The organism is Neobittarella massiliensis (ex Bilen et al. 2018), assembly GCF_900289145.1.
GTDB lineage: Bacteria > Bacillota > Clostridia > Oscillospirales > Ruminococcaceae > Neobittarella > Neobittarella massiliensis.
Genome location: NZ_OKQO01000006.1, coordinates 152,282 through 165,454, shown reverse-complemented (window position 1 = coordinate 165,454; position 13,173 = coordinate 152,282). Strand labels below are relative to the sequence as shown.

Below are 13,173 nucleotides of genomic sequence, written 5' to 3'. Positions count from 1 at the left end.
GGGTGCGGGCAGCTATTGAATAGATGATAGGCAGGCGCTGGGGCGCTATAGCAGGGCGCCGGCAGGCACAGCTATGGGCTATGTATGCCGTTCGGACGCCTGGGAGCCTATCGGCGGGTAGTGGATGGTGTTATCTACGCCTGCGGTTTTTTATAGCCACATTTGGGGCAGACGCCGTTTTCGTTGAGTGCGATCCCGCACAGCGGGCAGCGATCGATGACCTTGTTGGGGCTAAACTCCTCCGAGGCGGCATTGACACCACTGGTAAAGGTGATCTTGGCGATGTTCAGCTTGTCTTTGAGCAGATCGTAGACGATCTTGATCATGCCCTCGACGGTCATCGTCTCTTTCGTGACCACCAGGCGGCAGTCTGGGTAGGCTGTGGCCAGCTCGGTCTTAAAGGCGGGACCTTTCATCTGGTTGTTGGGCGCGCCGTTGCGGATACCCTGTTTCTCGTAGACATCGAGGATGGCGGGCAGCAGCGGATCATCTTGGCGCAGGATCAGTGCGTGGTCGAAGTTCTTCAGCACTCCCCAGGCTGTCTTTTGGATCTCGTTACAGGGAAAGACCATATTTACGCCGGGCTCGACGGTGTCCTCGACCTCGATGGTCAAGACACCGGTGTGACCGTGCAGGTACTGTGCCTCACCCTTAAAACCATAAAACCGATGTGCGTACTGTAGATCTAACGTGGTGATACTTCTCATTTTGACATCTCCCTGAATGTATATTTACGGGATCATGCACCCGTATGCGCACTGTTTATTAGGGCTCTGGGGCCCGGTGGGCCTTGGATTGGACTTGGGCGGGAACACGGGTAGGGCAAAGCTATTTTTGACACTGCGGACAGATGCCTTTGAACATGAGGTCGTGCCCGCTGAACTGAAAGCCGTGGGTGTCGCGTATCGCTTTTTGCAGATCCTCGATGTAGTCCATATCGACATCGAATACCCGGCCGCACTGCGTGCACCTGACGTGGTAGTGGTCGTGACAGCGGTGGTCGAACCGGTCGGCCGCGTCTGGGACCTCGATCTTGCGGATCTCCCCGCTCTGGGAAAGCTGATTGAGGTTGCGATATACAGTTGCTTTGCTGATGTTGGGGTGCTCGCCGACGACCGCCTGATAGACCTCTTCGGCGGTGGCGTGACACTTTAGTTTGTTTACTGCCTCGAGCACCAGCGCGCGCTGGATCGTATTGCGTCTCATCGTCACAAAAACCCCTCTAATGATATTTATTCTCAACTAGCATATTATCACATTCAATAACACATATCAATAGCAAAATGCAAATATTTCCTGTTTTTGTGGAACTGATGGGATAGAGCGGGGCGTAGATCGGGGCACCTTGTTTTTATATGTGCTATGCATGGGGGAATGGGTGGTCTAATTCATTTGGCAGGGACAGGAATAGCCGTATGAAGTTTAAAGATGTGTGTGGTCTGCCCGCAGCGGGTAATGCCGGGCAGGGCAGCAGTGTTACCACATTCAGATCGGAGCTGTAGGGCAGTAAGGCAGCTAGTGGGGCTGCTTATACATAGATGGGGTAGGGCCAGCCGCAGGAGGGATGTTCGCTGTTGCCAGGAGAGATACCGGATATAAAAACAGCCCCCAGTCGTTGAGAACGGGGGCTGTGGGCTTGCCAGGTTAAAAGGACAGGCTGATCTCTGGGTTTGTGGGAGGAAAGCAGTTGGGTATAGACAAAAAGGGGGGCAAAAAATTACACTCCCATCAGATGATGAGAGTGTAACCACAGCTGGTTGCGGGGGCCAGATTTGAACTGACGACCTTCGGGTTATGAGCCCGACGAGCTACCGGACTGCTCCACCCCGCGATATAGGCACCCTGTTTTGGGGTGCTCTATTAGTATAGCGATATAGCGCTGTGTTGTCAATACCCTGAAAGGATATTGCGCAAAAAACTTTTTGACCGGATGCGACCTGTTTTTTACAGCAGATCTTCTCCCTCGTCATCGGCGGCAACATCTTCGCCGACAGCCGGAGCATCTTCTTCCTCGGCCTCGTCGTCGCCGGCGGCACAGCAGTCGTCGCAGCAGCAGGTGGCGCAGTCGTCCTCGTCATACTCGTCCTCGTCGCCGAACTCCTCGGTGTAGGCGTCGAGGTACTCGCAGCCATCGGTGCCGTCGCAGCACACCAGGCAGTGTTTTTTGAAGAAGTTATATGCGAGGTAGATGACGCCGGCGGCAGATGCCAGTACTGCCAGCACCGAGATAAATTTTCCCAGCTTCATAATAATATCCCCCTATATTTCTATAGTTTCAGTATCTGTAGATTTCATTATAATATGTGGCGCACAAAAAAACAATAGCGGGTTGTGTCTGATTTGTGAATTTGTACCGACTGCCGGTCCTATTTAGGGATATGGTAGGCCCTACACGCATTTTGATAGGTGATGTCGCAGAGCTCCTGGCAGGAAATTTTTTTGATGCCGGCGATGACCTCGACCACCTCGGGCAGCATAGAGGAGTCGCAGCGGCGCTGGCCCTGTGCGTAGGGGGTGGCGTAGGGGGCGTCGGTCTCGAGTAGGATGCGCTCGAACGGGGTGTGCTCGATGGCTTTTAGCGGCATGTCGCGGTACTGGGGGTGGGTGATGTCGCCGCCAAAGCTGACGTACATGCCCAGATCCAGCACCCGGCGCAGGCCGTCCAGGTCGCCGGAAAAGCGATGCACTACCCCGGGCAGACGATAGCGCTCGAGCACCTGATAGGTGTCCTGATGGGCGTCGCGGTCATGGATGATGACCGGCAGGCCCAGCTCGCGCGCCAGTTCCATCTGCTCGCAGAAGATGCGCATCTGCAGGTCTTTGGGGTCGTCCCAGAAATAGTCGAGCCCGATCTCGCCGATGGCCACCACTTTGGGATCTTGTGCGGCGCGGCGCAGGCCGTCGAGATAATCGGCCGGGGTCTCGGGTGTCCAGTGGGGGTGCACCCCCACCGAGGCCCAGACAAAGTCGTACCGGCGGGCGATCTCGAGCACCCGGGGGACCACGCCCATATCGGAGCAGCAGTTGAGCACCCGGCTGACGCCTTGCCGCTGCAGCCCGTCGAGCACCGGCCAGCAGTCCTCGCCGAAAATGGCATCTTCGTAATGGGCGTGGGAGTCGAAAATATTGCGCACAGAAATACCCCTTTCTGCCGACAGGCGGCAGCTGCCAGACACCGGCGCGCCACCTGCCTATTTTACGGCGCCGGGGCACGGATATCCACTGCGGCGCCGATGGTGCGAAAAGAAAATACAAATTCACTATACACCAAATCCATCCCGGCCACAAGGGGCCGTGCCGTCGGCGGGCGCCTGCCTGTAGCTTTTCACAAAAAAACGGCCCTGCCAGGCGGTATTTTCCATTGTTGCGGCGGGGAAAAGAGATTGCAAAACGGCTCGAAAACTGCTAGAATAACTCTAACAACTGGATAGGTGGTATTTTGCGAAAAATACGCGGGAGGGAGGAAAAGCGAGGAAAACTTGATTCTTTCTTCCTTTTATTTTGCCCAAACGCGCCGCACTGCCGCCGCCACATACGAGACGACCCACTACTTGCCGCACTGTATACACGCCTGTGATACAGTGCCGTTTTATGAGTAGCCGCAACTGCCAAAAGGGGGATACGCCATTATGCTAGCAGGCCGCAATCTGCTCTCGCCTTCGGACTTTACGGCAGAAGAGCTCGACGAGCTTTTCGCCTTGGCCGACGACATCATCGACCGCCCGGATCAGTACCGAGATATCTGCCGTGGAAAATTACTGGCCACACTGTTTTTTGAGCCCAGCACCAGAACCAGACTCAGCTTTGAAGCTGCCATGCACCGTTTGGGTGGCAGCGTATTTGGGTTTTCTGATGCGGGCTCTTCTTCTGCCACCAAGGGGGAGACGGTGGAGGACACCATCCGCATGATCAGCTGTTACGCCGACGTGGCGGTGATGCGCCACCACATCGAGGGCGCGCCCCAGGCGGCGGCGCTGTACACGGCCATCCCGCTGATAAACGCCGGCGACGGCGGCCACCAACACCCCACCCAGACACTGACCGACCTGTACACCATCCGCACCGCCAAGGGCCGTCTGCACGACCTGACCATCGGCCTGTGCGGCGACTTAAAGTTCGGGCGCACCGTCCACTCGCTCATCGAGGCCATGGGCCGGTACACGGGCATCACCTTTTACTGCATCTCGCCCCGGGAGCTTGTGCTGCCCGACTACGTGATAGCGCAGATGGACAAAAACCCCAACATCACCTACACCCAGGTAGAGCGCATGGAGGACTGTCTGGACAAACTGGATGTGCTGTACATGACCCGGGTGCAGGGGGAGCGGTTTACCGATAAAGACGAGTACCTGCGGCTGCGGGACTGCTATATCTTAGACCCCGCTAAAATGGCTTTGGCCAAAGAGGATACCATCGTGCTGCACCCGCTGCCGCGGGTGAACGAGATAACCCCCGAGATAGACGCCGACGCGCGCGCCTACTACTTTACCCAGGCCCAGTACGGCATGTATGTGCGCATGGCGCTGCTGGTAAAACTGCTGGGGGCCGAGGACCCCGACAGCCAGGTGGGCGGCGCCAAGTGGCACCGGCGGCCCCACGCCCAGCTGGTGCAGCCGGAAAACCCCGACCACACCTGCCCCAACCCCAAGTGCATAACCAACGCCGAGCCGGGGCTGCCCCGCCGCTTTGAAAAGTTGGGCAGCGGCTGGCGCTGCCGCTACTGCGACAGCCAGCTGGACAGATGACCGGCGCCGCTTTTGACCGGGAGGGAGAGACTATGGCTGACCTGCTGATAAAAAACGCCCAGCTCGTCGACTGCGACGGCAGAGGGCGGGGAGACCTGCTGATAAGAGACGGCAAGATCGCCGCGGTGGGAGGAGAGATCGCCGCCGACTGCGCGGTGCTGGACGCCCAGGGCATGACGGTGATGCCGGCTTTCATCGACATGCACGCCCATTTTCGCGACCCGGGCTACACCTATAAAGAGGATATCGTCACCGGCAGCGCGGCGGCAGCGGCCGGCGGCTACTGCGCGGTGAACTTAATGGCCAACACCGACCCGGTGTGCTCGCACATGGACGTGGTGGAAAAGGTGCTGCAAAAGGCCGCGGACTGCGGGCTGGTGCAGGTGCACCAGTGCGTTTCGGTGACCGAGAACTTTGACGGCGAGACCACCAGCCACCTACAGGAGCTGGACGGGCGGGTAAAGCTGCTCAGCGAGGACGGCAAAGGCGTGATGAAAAACGCGGTGATGGAAAGAGCCATGCGCTTTGCCGCCAGCCGCCACATGGCGGTGCTCTCCCACGCCGAGGACATGGATATCTCGCCGTATGACTACCGTTTGGCCGAGAACATCGCCACCGCCCAGCACATCGTGCTGGCCCAGCACACCGGCTGCCATCTGCACCTGTGCCACGTGAGCACCAAAGAGGCCATCCGCTACATCATCGCCGCCAAAAAGGCGGGGGTGGACATCACCTGCGAGGTGGCGCCGCACCACATCTGGTTTGCCGACGGCGGTTACCGGGTAAACCCGCCCATCCGAAAGCAGGAGGATGTGGACGTGCTCATCGGCGCCATAAAAGACGGCTGGGTGGACATGATCGCCACCGACCACGCCCCCCACACAGACGACGACAAGCAAAAAGGCGCCCCGGGCATGGTGGGGCTGGAGACCGCCTTTGCGGTGTGCTACACCAAGCTGTGCATACAAAACAAGCTGCCGCTAGAACGGCTCAGCGCGCTGCTGAGCCGCGGCCCGGCCGAGCTGCTGGGGTACGACAAGGGGAGACTGCGGCCGGGCTTTGACGGCGACGTGGTGCTGGTTGACACCGATAAAAACTGGGTGGTAGACCCGGCGGCGCTGCACTCGAAAAGCCACAACACCCCGTTTGCCGGGGTAGAGCTGACCGGCCAGGTGCTGGCCACGGTGCGTGGCGGCCGGGTGACCTACCGCCGTTAAAAGAGCATAAAAACTGCCGTTTTGGCAGAGAGGATAGAGGTTCGGGCGGCGCCCGCGACAGAAAGGACGTATTACCATGAGCAAAATGATCGTTGACCGGCTGTACCAGTCTGTAGCTGAAAAGGGCCCCATCTGCGTGGGCCTGGACACCGATATCTCGTATGTGCCCCAGTGGCTGCGGGACGAGTGCGAAAACGACGGCGAGGCGGTGCTCGCTTTCAATAAACAGATCATCGACGCCTGCTGCGACGTGGCCGGCTGCTTTAAGGTGCAGATCGCCTATTACGAGTCGCTGGGGATGCAGGGGCTGCAGGCCTACCGCGACACGCTGGCCTACCTGCGCCAGAAGGGGCAGATCGTCATCGCCGACATCAAGCGCGGCGACATCGCCAAGACCGCCGAGATGTACGCCAAGGGCCACTTCACCGGCGACTTTGAGGCCGACCTGGTGACCCTGAGCCCGTTTATGGGGCTGGACAGCATCACCCCCTACCTGCCCTACATCAAAGAGCAGGAGAAAGGCGTGTTCGTGCTGGTGCGCACCTCCAACCCCGGCCGAGAGGACTTTCAGTACATCCGCTCCGAGAGCGGCGAGACCATCTACGACATCGTGGGACGCCGGCTGCAGGACGAGATCGGCGTGGACTGCATGGGCCAGTGCGGGTACTCCAGCGTGGGCGCGGTCATCGGCGGCACCTCCTCGCTGGAGGCCGAGACCATCCGCAAAAAACTCGACAAGACCTTCTTCCTCATCCCCGGGTACGGCGCCCAGGGCGGCAAGGCAGAGGATATTGCCCGCTACCTAAAAGACCGCAACGGCGGGGTAGTCAACTCCTCCCGCGCGGTGCTGCTGGCCTACAAAAAGGCCGGCGACGAGCGCGATTTCGCCACCGCCGCCAGAAATGAGGTCATCAAAGCCAGAGAGGAGATCTTAAGTGCCTGTGCAGAGTACGAGAAATAAGATACTGGAAAACACCCAGGTGACCGACACCGTGTACCGCATGGTGGTAGAGACCGCCACCCGCCCGGAGCCGGGCCAGTTTTACATGCTCAAGGGCTGGGGCGACGAGGGCCCGCTGCTGGCCAGGCCCATCAGCGTGTGCGACGCCGACGGGCGCACGGTGACCTTTTTGTACGAGGTGCGCGGCAAAGGCACCCGCCTGCTCTCGAAGCTGCGCGCCGGCGAGCAGCTGGAGCTGACCGGCCCGGTGGGCCACGGCTTTGCCATCGAGAAAGTTCGCGGCAAGGTGGCGGTGGTGACCGGGGGCATCGGCTTTGCGCCCATGGTGTATGTAGCCAAGAGCTTAAAAGATTGCCAGGTGGACTTTTTCGCCGGTTTTCGCGACGCCAGCTACCAGCTGGAGCTGGTGAGGCCCTATGTGCAGCGGGTGGCGGTGGCCACCGACAGCGGCGCCGAGGGGCAGAAGGGCTTTGTGACCGACCTGTTTGACCCGGCCGGCTACGACTTTGTGCTGACCTGCGGGCCCCAGGTGATGATGGAGAAACTGGCGAAGGCTTGTATGGCCTGCGGCACCACCTGCTACGTGTCGCTGGAGCGGCACATGGCCTGCGGGGTGGGGGCCTGTTTGGGCTGCACCTGCCAGACCACCGCCGGTGCCAAGTGCGTGTGCAAAGACGGCCCGGTATTTTTGGCCCAGGAGGTGTTTTAGATGCTAGCTACCGAACTGTGCGGCGTCACCTTAAAAAACCCGGTCATTGCCGCCTCGGGCACCTTTGGCTTTGGCAAGGAGTACGCCGAGATCTTTGACATCTCGCGCCTGGGGGGCATCTCCTCTAAAGGGCTGACCCTAGAGCCCCGCTTTGGCAACACCGGCGAGCGGGTGTACGAGACCGCCAGCGGCCTCATCAACTCCATCGGCCTGCAAAACCCCGGCGTAGAGGCCTTTATAAAAGAGGACCTGCCCTTTATGCAAAAGAGCGGGGCGGCGGTCATCGTAAACCTGGGCGGCCACGACCTGGACAGCTATTTAAAGGGTGTGGAGCTGCTGGACAGCCAGGACTTTGACCTGTTGGAGCTCAACATCTCCTGTCCCAACGTAAAGGCGGGCGGTATGGCTTTTGGCATGGAGCCGGCCACCGCCGGCCACGTGGTAAAAGAGGTGCGCGCCCGCTGCCACAAACCGCTGATGGTAAAGCTTTCGCCCAACGCGCCAGACCTGGTGGGGGTGGCGCTCTCCTGCCAGCAGGCGGGGGCCGACTGCCTGTCGCTGGTAAACACCTTTCAGGGCATGGCCATCGACATCTACCGCCAAAAGCCGGTATTCGACAACGTGTTCGCCGGCTTTTCGGGGCCGGCCATCCTGCCCATCGCGCTGCGCATGGTGTACCAGGTGTGCGCCGCGGTAGAGATACCGGTGGTGGGCCTGGGCGGTATTGCCAGCGCCGAGGACGCCATCGCCTTTATGATGGCCGGCGCCCGGGCGGTACAGGTGGGCACTGCCACCTTTGCCCGCCCCACTGCCATGCTCGACATCATAAGCGGGATGGAGGACTTCTGCCAGCAGCAGAAGCTGGCCCACATCGGCGACATCGTGGGCGCCGCCAACCCCAGCTTTCGGGGCCGCAGATGACCGACACAACACCTGCTTTGAGAGGGAGGTTTCTAGTTTGAGCGAACAGAAAAAAGCCTGGCTGCTCTTGGCCGACGGCACACTGCTGGAGGGGTATTCCTTTGGCGCTGCCGGCGAGAGCTTTGGCGAGGTGGTATTTAACACCGGCATGACCGGCTACCAGGAGGTGCTGACCGACCCGTCCTACTACGGGCAGATCGTGGTGCAGACCTACCCCATCATCGGCAACTACGGCATCAACACCGACGACATGGAATCCCAGAAGAGCTGGGTACAGGGCTACGTGGTGAGCGAGTGGTGCAAGTACCCCTCCAACTTTAGGGTGGCCATGACCATCGACGAGTTCCTCAAAAAAGAGGGCATCGTCTCGATTTGCGGGATCGCCACCCGCACCCTGACCAAAAAACTGCGGGAGGCCGGGGTGATGAACGGCGTGGTGACCACCGAGTACCGCGAGGACAGAAGAGAGGAGCTGCTGGAAAAATTGCGGCAGTTCTCTATCGTCGACGCGGTGAAGGCGGTCTCCTGCACCGAGGTACAGGAGATGGGCGCCGCCGAGGGCGACAGGGCCTACCGGGTGGTGCTGATGGATTTCGGCTACAAGCGCAACATCCTGCGCTCGCTGCAGAGCCGCGGCTGCCAGGTGACGGTGGTGCCCGGCCACACCAGCGCCGAGGACATTTTGGCGCTGTCGCCCGACGGCATCATGCTCTCTAACGGGCCGGGCGACCCGGCGGAGAACACCGCCATCATCGCCGAGATCGCCAAGCTGCTGCACAGCGGGGTGCCGGTATTCGGCATCTGCCTGGGGCACCAGCTGACGGCGCTGGCCACCGGGGCCAAGACCATCAAGTTAAAATACGGCCACCGCGGCGCCAACCAGCCGGTAAAAGATCTGGATCACGACCGCACCTACATCACCTCGCAAAACCACGGCTACGCGGTGGACGGCGACACGGTGGACGAGAGCGTGGGGTATGTGAGCCACGTGAACGCCAACGACGGCACGGTGGAGGGCATCCGCTACCGCAAGTACAACTGCTTTACGGTGCAGTTTCACCCCGAGGCCAGCGCCGGGCCCAAAGACACGGCGTACCTGTTTGACGAGTTTATCGACATGATGAAAAAAGGGGGCAAATAGGCTATGCCGAAAAGAGAAGATATCAAAAAAGTGCTGGTCATCGGCTCGGGCCCCATCGTCATCGGCCAGGCGGCGGAGTTTGACTACGCCGGCACCCAGGCCTGCCGCGCCCTGAAAGAGGAAGGGCTGGAGGTGGTGCTCATCAACTCCAACCCGGCCACCATCATGACCGACAAGGCCATGGCCGACAAGATCTACATCGAGCCACTGGTGCCGGAAGTGGTAAAGAAGATCATCCTGCTGGAAAAGCCGGACAGCGTACTGCCCACCCTGGGCGGGCAGACCGGGCTCAACCTGGCCATGGAGCTGGCCGAGGAGGGCTTTTTAGAGCAAAATAGCGTGAAGCTGCTGGGCGCCAACCCCGAGACCATCAAGAAAGCCGAGGACCGGCAGGCCTTTAAAGATACCATGGAGAGCATCGGCGAACCGTGCATCCCCTCGAAGGTGGTCAACACCACCCCCGACGCGCTGGAGTTTGCCGAGGTCATCGGCTACCCGGTCATCGTGCGGCCGGCCTTTACGCTGGGTGGCTCCGGCGGCGGTATCGCCCAGGACCCCGAGCAGCTGCACGAGATCTGCGACAACGGGCTGCGGCTGTCGCCCATCACCCAGGTGCTCATCGAGAAGTGCATCTCGGGCTGGAAAGAGATCGAGTACGAGGTGGTGCGCGACGGAAAAGGCAACGTCATCACCGTGTGCAACATGGAGAACATCGACCCGGTGGGTGTGCACACCGGCGACAGCGTGGTGGTGGCCCCCTCCCAGACGCTGACCGACCGCGAGTACCAGATGCTGCGCTCGTCGGCGCTAAACATCATCTCGACTTTAAAGATAGAGGGTGGCTGCAACGTGCAGTACGCGCTGCACCCGGACAGCTTTGAGTACGCCGTTATCGAGGTGAACCCCCGCGTGTCGCGCTCGTCGGCGCTGGCCTCGAAGGCCACCGGCTACCCCATCGCCAAGGTGGCGGCCAAAATAGCCATCGGTTACAGCTTGGACGAGATCCCCAACGCGGTGACCGGCAAGACCTGTGCCTGCTTTGAGCCGGCGCTGGACTACTGCGTGGTGAAGTTCCCCAAGTGGCCCTTTGACAAGTTCGTGTACGCCGAAAAGACGCTGGGCACCCAGATGAAGGCCACCGGCGAGGTGATGGCCATCGCCCAGAACTTTGAGCTGGCCATGATGAAGGCGGTGCACTCCATCGAGTTGGGGCTGGACACACTGACGCTGCCCCAGTTGGAGGACCTGCCCGACGAGGAGATCGTAAAACTGCTGGCGAACACCGACGACGAGCGGCTGTTCGTGGTGTACGAGGCCATCAAGCGCGGCATCTCGTTTGACGAGATCTTTGACATCACCAAGATCGACAAGTGGTTTTTGGCCAAATTCGGCAAGCTAGCCAAGATGGAGAACGCCCTGAAAGAGGGCGAGCTGACGGTGGAGAAGTACCGCGCGGCCAAGAAGCTGGGCTTTTTAGACGCCACCATGCGCCGGCTGTCGGGGCAGGAGTGCCCGGAGAAGCTGCTGGCCGACTACAAGATGGCGGACACCTGCGCGGCGGAGTTCACCGCCGAGACGCCGTACTTCTACTCCTCTTTTGACGGGGACAACGAGGCCGCCGAGCACATTGCCGCCCACGACAGCGGCAAGAAGAAGATCGTGGTCTTCGGCTCGGGGCCCATCCGCATCGGGCAGGGCATCGAGTTTGACTACTGCTGTGTGCACTGCGCCTGGGCGCTGAAAGAGAAGGGGTATGAGGCCATCATCGCCAACAACAACCCCGAGACGGTATCCACCGACTTTGACACCGGCGACCGGCTGTACTTCGACCCGCTCAACGCCGAGTACGTCGAGAGCCTGCTGGCCACCGAGAAACCCTATGGAGTGGTGGTGCAGTTCGGCGGCCAGACGGCCATCAAGCTGACCAAGCACCTGCAGAAGATGGGGGCTAACATTCTGGGCTCCTCGCCCGACGCCATCGACGAGGCCGAGGACAGAGAGCGCTTTGACGCGCTGCTGGAGCGCTGCGGCATCCCCCGCCCCCAGGGCCACACGGTGTACACCACCGAGGAGGCCATCAGGGCGGCCGGCGAGCTTGGCTACCCGGTGCTGCTGCGCCCCTCCTATGTGCTGGGCGGGCAGAACATGATCATCGCCTACTCGGACGCCGACGTGACCGAGTACATGCAGATCATCACCGCCCACGAGCTGGAGAACCCGGTGCTCATCGACAAATACCTGACCGGCATCGAGTGCGAGGTGGACGCCATCTGCGACGGCGAGGACTTCTTGATCCCCGGCATCATGCAGCACATCGAGCGGGCGGGCATCCACTCGGGCGACTCGATCTCGGTATACCCCAGCCAGGACCTGAGCGAGCAGGTAAAAGAGACCATCGTCGACTACACCGCCCGGCTGGCTCGGCAGCTGCACATCGTGGGGCTGATGAACATCCAGTACGTGGTGCACGAGGGAAAGGTGTACATCATCGAGGTCAACCCCCGCTCCTCGCGCACGGTGCCGTATATCAGCAAGGTGACCGGCGTGCCCATGGTCGACCTGGCCACCCGCTGCATGCTGGGTGAGCGCCTGGCCGACATGGGCTTTGGCACCGGGCTCTACCCGGAAAAGGACTTTGTGGCGGTAAAGGTGCCGGTATTCAGCTTTGAAAAGCTCAAGGATCTGGACACCCAACTGGGGCCGGAGATGAAATCTACCGGCGAGGTGCTGGGCGTGGCCGAGACCTTTGAGGACGCGCTGTTTAAGGGCCTGGCGGCAGCCGGCTACAAATTCAAGCGGCCCGGCGGGATCCTGTTCACGGTACGCGACCAGGACAAGCACGAGATCATCCCCATCGCCGAGCGCTTTGACGCCATGGGCTTTGATCTGTACGCCACCGGCGGCACCGCCCTGCGACTGAATAAAAACATGGTGGCCACCACCTCGGTGCGCAAGATCGGCGAGCCGTCGCCCAACGTGCTGGATCTGCTGGAGAGCGGCAAGATCGATTACGTGTTCTCCACCTCCAGCAAGGGCCGCACCCCCGAGCGGGACGGCGTGCGCATCCGCCGCAAGGCGGTGGAACACCAGATCCCCTGCCTGACGGCTATCGACACCATCGATATGCTCTCGCGCTGCCTTATCTCGGGCAAGAAGATCGAGGACATCAGCGTGGTGGATATCACCAAGATCTGACGACTGCAACTGCCGTAAGATAGAGAAGGCACCTGCCCTTAAGCGGCGGGTGCCTTTTTGGTGGCCGCACTGCTTTTTGAGGGGCTATGGGGCCGATCGGCGGTGCAGGGCCGCTAGGCGGCGGTAAAAGAGGTTGACGGGATAGACAAAATAGGGTATGCTTTACAGGCGTAAGGGAGTAGTCGCCGCCGGGGTGCCGGCGGGATGAAGCCAACATCTTGGAACGCAGTTCCTGGCTTTGTATGAAACGACGAGACTTATCTGCTGGTTGCAGGTAGGTCTTT

Annotated in this window: 11 protein-coding genes, 1 tRNA gene and 1 pseudogene; 8 read left to right on the top strand and 5 right to left on the bottom strand. The window is 60.4% G+C overall.

The genetic code is table 11. The annotated features are described in order from the left end of the window. Nucleotides 1–134: 134 nt before the first annotated feature. The 5 genes from C6Y32_RS09840 to C6Y32_RS09820 all read right to left on the bottom strand — a co-directional run bounded on the left by C6Y32_RS09840 (nucleotide 135) and on the right by C6Y32_RS09820 (nucleotide 3,134). Nucleotides 135–707, bottom strand: a complete 573-nt coding sequence (locus tag C6Y32_RS09840; protein ID WP_105205085.1) for a 6-carboxytetrahydropterin synthase — start codon at nucleotides 705–707, stop codon at nucleotides 135–137. A 121-nt stretch (nucleotides 708–828) separates the two neighbouring features. After that, on the bottom strand, nucleotides 829–1,206 hold the full coding sequence (locus C6Y32_RS09835) for a Fur family transcriptional regulator (protein WP_105205084.1): 378 nt from the start codon (nucleotides 1,204–1,206) through the stop codon (nucleotides 829–831). 548 nt (nucleotides 1,207–1,754) lie between these two features. Next, nucleotides 1,755–1,831, bottom strand: a tRNA-Met gene (locus C6Y32_RS09830). A 113-nt stretch (nucleotides 1,832–1,944) separates the two neighbouring features. Continuing rightward, nucleotides 1,945–2,247, bottom strand: a complete 303-nt coding sequence (locus C6Y32_RS09825; protein WP_105205083.1) for a hypothetical protein — start codon at nucleotides 2,245–2,247, stop codon at nucleotides 1,945–1,947. Between the two features lie 119 nt (nucleotides 2,248–2,366). Then, a complete protein-coding gene (locus C6Y32_RS09820) occupies nucleotides 2,367–3,134 on the bottom strand; it encodes a TatD family hydrolase (protein ID WP_164998212.1) in 768 nt (255 codons plus the stop codon). A gap of 495 nt (nucleotides 3,135–3,629) precedes the next feature. On the opposite strand from C6Y32_RS09820, the pseudogene pyrB reads away from it, so the two are divergent. From pyrB to carB, 8 genes and pseudogenes are all read left to right on the top strand, one after another. Continuing rightward, a pseudogene (gene pyrB, locus C6Y32_RS09815) lies at nucleotides 3,630–4,550 on the top strand (aspartate carbamoyltransferase); the annotation flags it as partial. Nucleotides 4,551–4,565: 15 nt separating this feature from the next. Further along, nucleotides 4,566–4,745, top strand: coding sequence for a hypothetical protein (locus tag C6Y32_RS15660; RefSeq protein ID WP_243562689.1), 180 nt, complete (start codon nucleotides 4,566–4,568; stop codon nucleotides 4,743–4,745). Nucleotides 4,746–4,786: 41 nt separating this feature from the next. After that, nucleotides 4,787–5,962, top strand: a complete 1,176-nt coding sequence (locus tag C6Y32_RS09810; RefSeq protein WP_105205204.1) for a dihydroorotase — start codon at nucleotides 4,787–4,789, stop codon at nucleotides 5,960–5,962. Between the two features lie 85 nt (nucleotides 5,963–6,047). Next, nucleotides 6,048–6,923, top strand: coding sequence for an orotidine-5'-phosphate decarboxylase (gene pyrF / locus C6Y32_RS09805; protein WP_105205203.1), 876 nt, complete (start codon nucleotides 6,048–6,050; stop codon nucleotides 6,921–6,923). Next, nucleotides 6,904–7,632 carry a dihydroorotate dehydrogenase electron transfer subunit gene (locus C6Y32_RS09800; protein WP_164998210.1) on the top strand — a complete coding sequence of 243 codons (729 nt, stop codon included), beginning with the start codon at nucleotides 6,904–6,906 and terminating at the stop codon, nucleotides 7,630–7,632. The genes pyrF and C6Y32_RS09800 overlap by 20 nt, the downstream gene beginning before the upstream one ends. Further along, a complete protein-coding gene (locus C6Y32_RS09795) occupies nucleotides 7,633–8,553 on the top strand; it encodes a dihydroorotate dehydrogenase (RefSeq protein ID WP_105205080.1) in 921 nt (306 codons plus the stop codon). 37 nt (nucleotides 8,554–8,590) lie between these two features. Further along, the gene (locus C6Y32_RS09790) at nucleotides 8,591–9,694 is read left to right on the top strand and encodes a carbamoyl phosphate synthase small subunit (RefSeq protein ID WP_105205079.1); all 1,104 of its coding nucleotides are present in this window, start codon (nucleotides 8,591–8,593) and stop codon (nucleotides 9,692–9,694) included. A 3-nt stretch (nucleotides 9,695–9,697) separates the two neighbouring features. Then, nucleotides 9,698–12,889 (top strand): carbamoyl-phosphate synthase large subunit, encoded by a 3,192-nt coding sequence (gene carB / locus C6Y32_RS09785; protein WP_105205078.1) that lies wholly within the window; start codon nucleotides 9,698–9,700, stop codon nucleotides 12,887–12,889. Nucleotides 12,890–13,173 lie beyond the last annotated feature (284 nt).

Coding starts and splice junctions, on each gene's coding strand:
- C6Y32_RS09840 (WP_105205085.1), bottom strand. CDS start 707: ATGAGAAGTATCACCACGTTAGATCTACAGTACGCACATCGGTTTTAT.
- pyrF (WP_105205203.1), top strand. CDS start 6,048: ATGATCGTTGACCGGCTGTACCAGTCTGTAGCTGAAAAGGGCCCCATC.
- C6Y32_RS09835 (WP_105205084.1), bottom strand. CDS start 1,206: ATGAGACGCAATACGATCCAGCGCGCGCTGGTGCTCGAGGCAGTAAAC.
- carB (WP_105205078.1), top strand. CDS start 9,698: ATGCCGAAAAGAGAAGATATCAAAAAAGTGCTGGTCATCGGCTCGGGC.
- C6Y32_RS09825 (WP_105205083.1), bottom strand. CDS start 2,247: ATGAAGCTGGGAAAATTTATCTCGGTGCTGGCAGTACTGGCATCTGCC.
- C6Y32_RS09795 (WP_105205080.1), top strand. CDS start 7,633: ATGCTAGCTACCGAACTGTGCGGCGTCACCTTAAAAAACCCGGTCATT.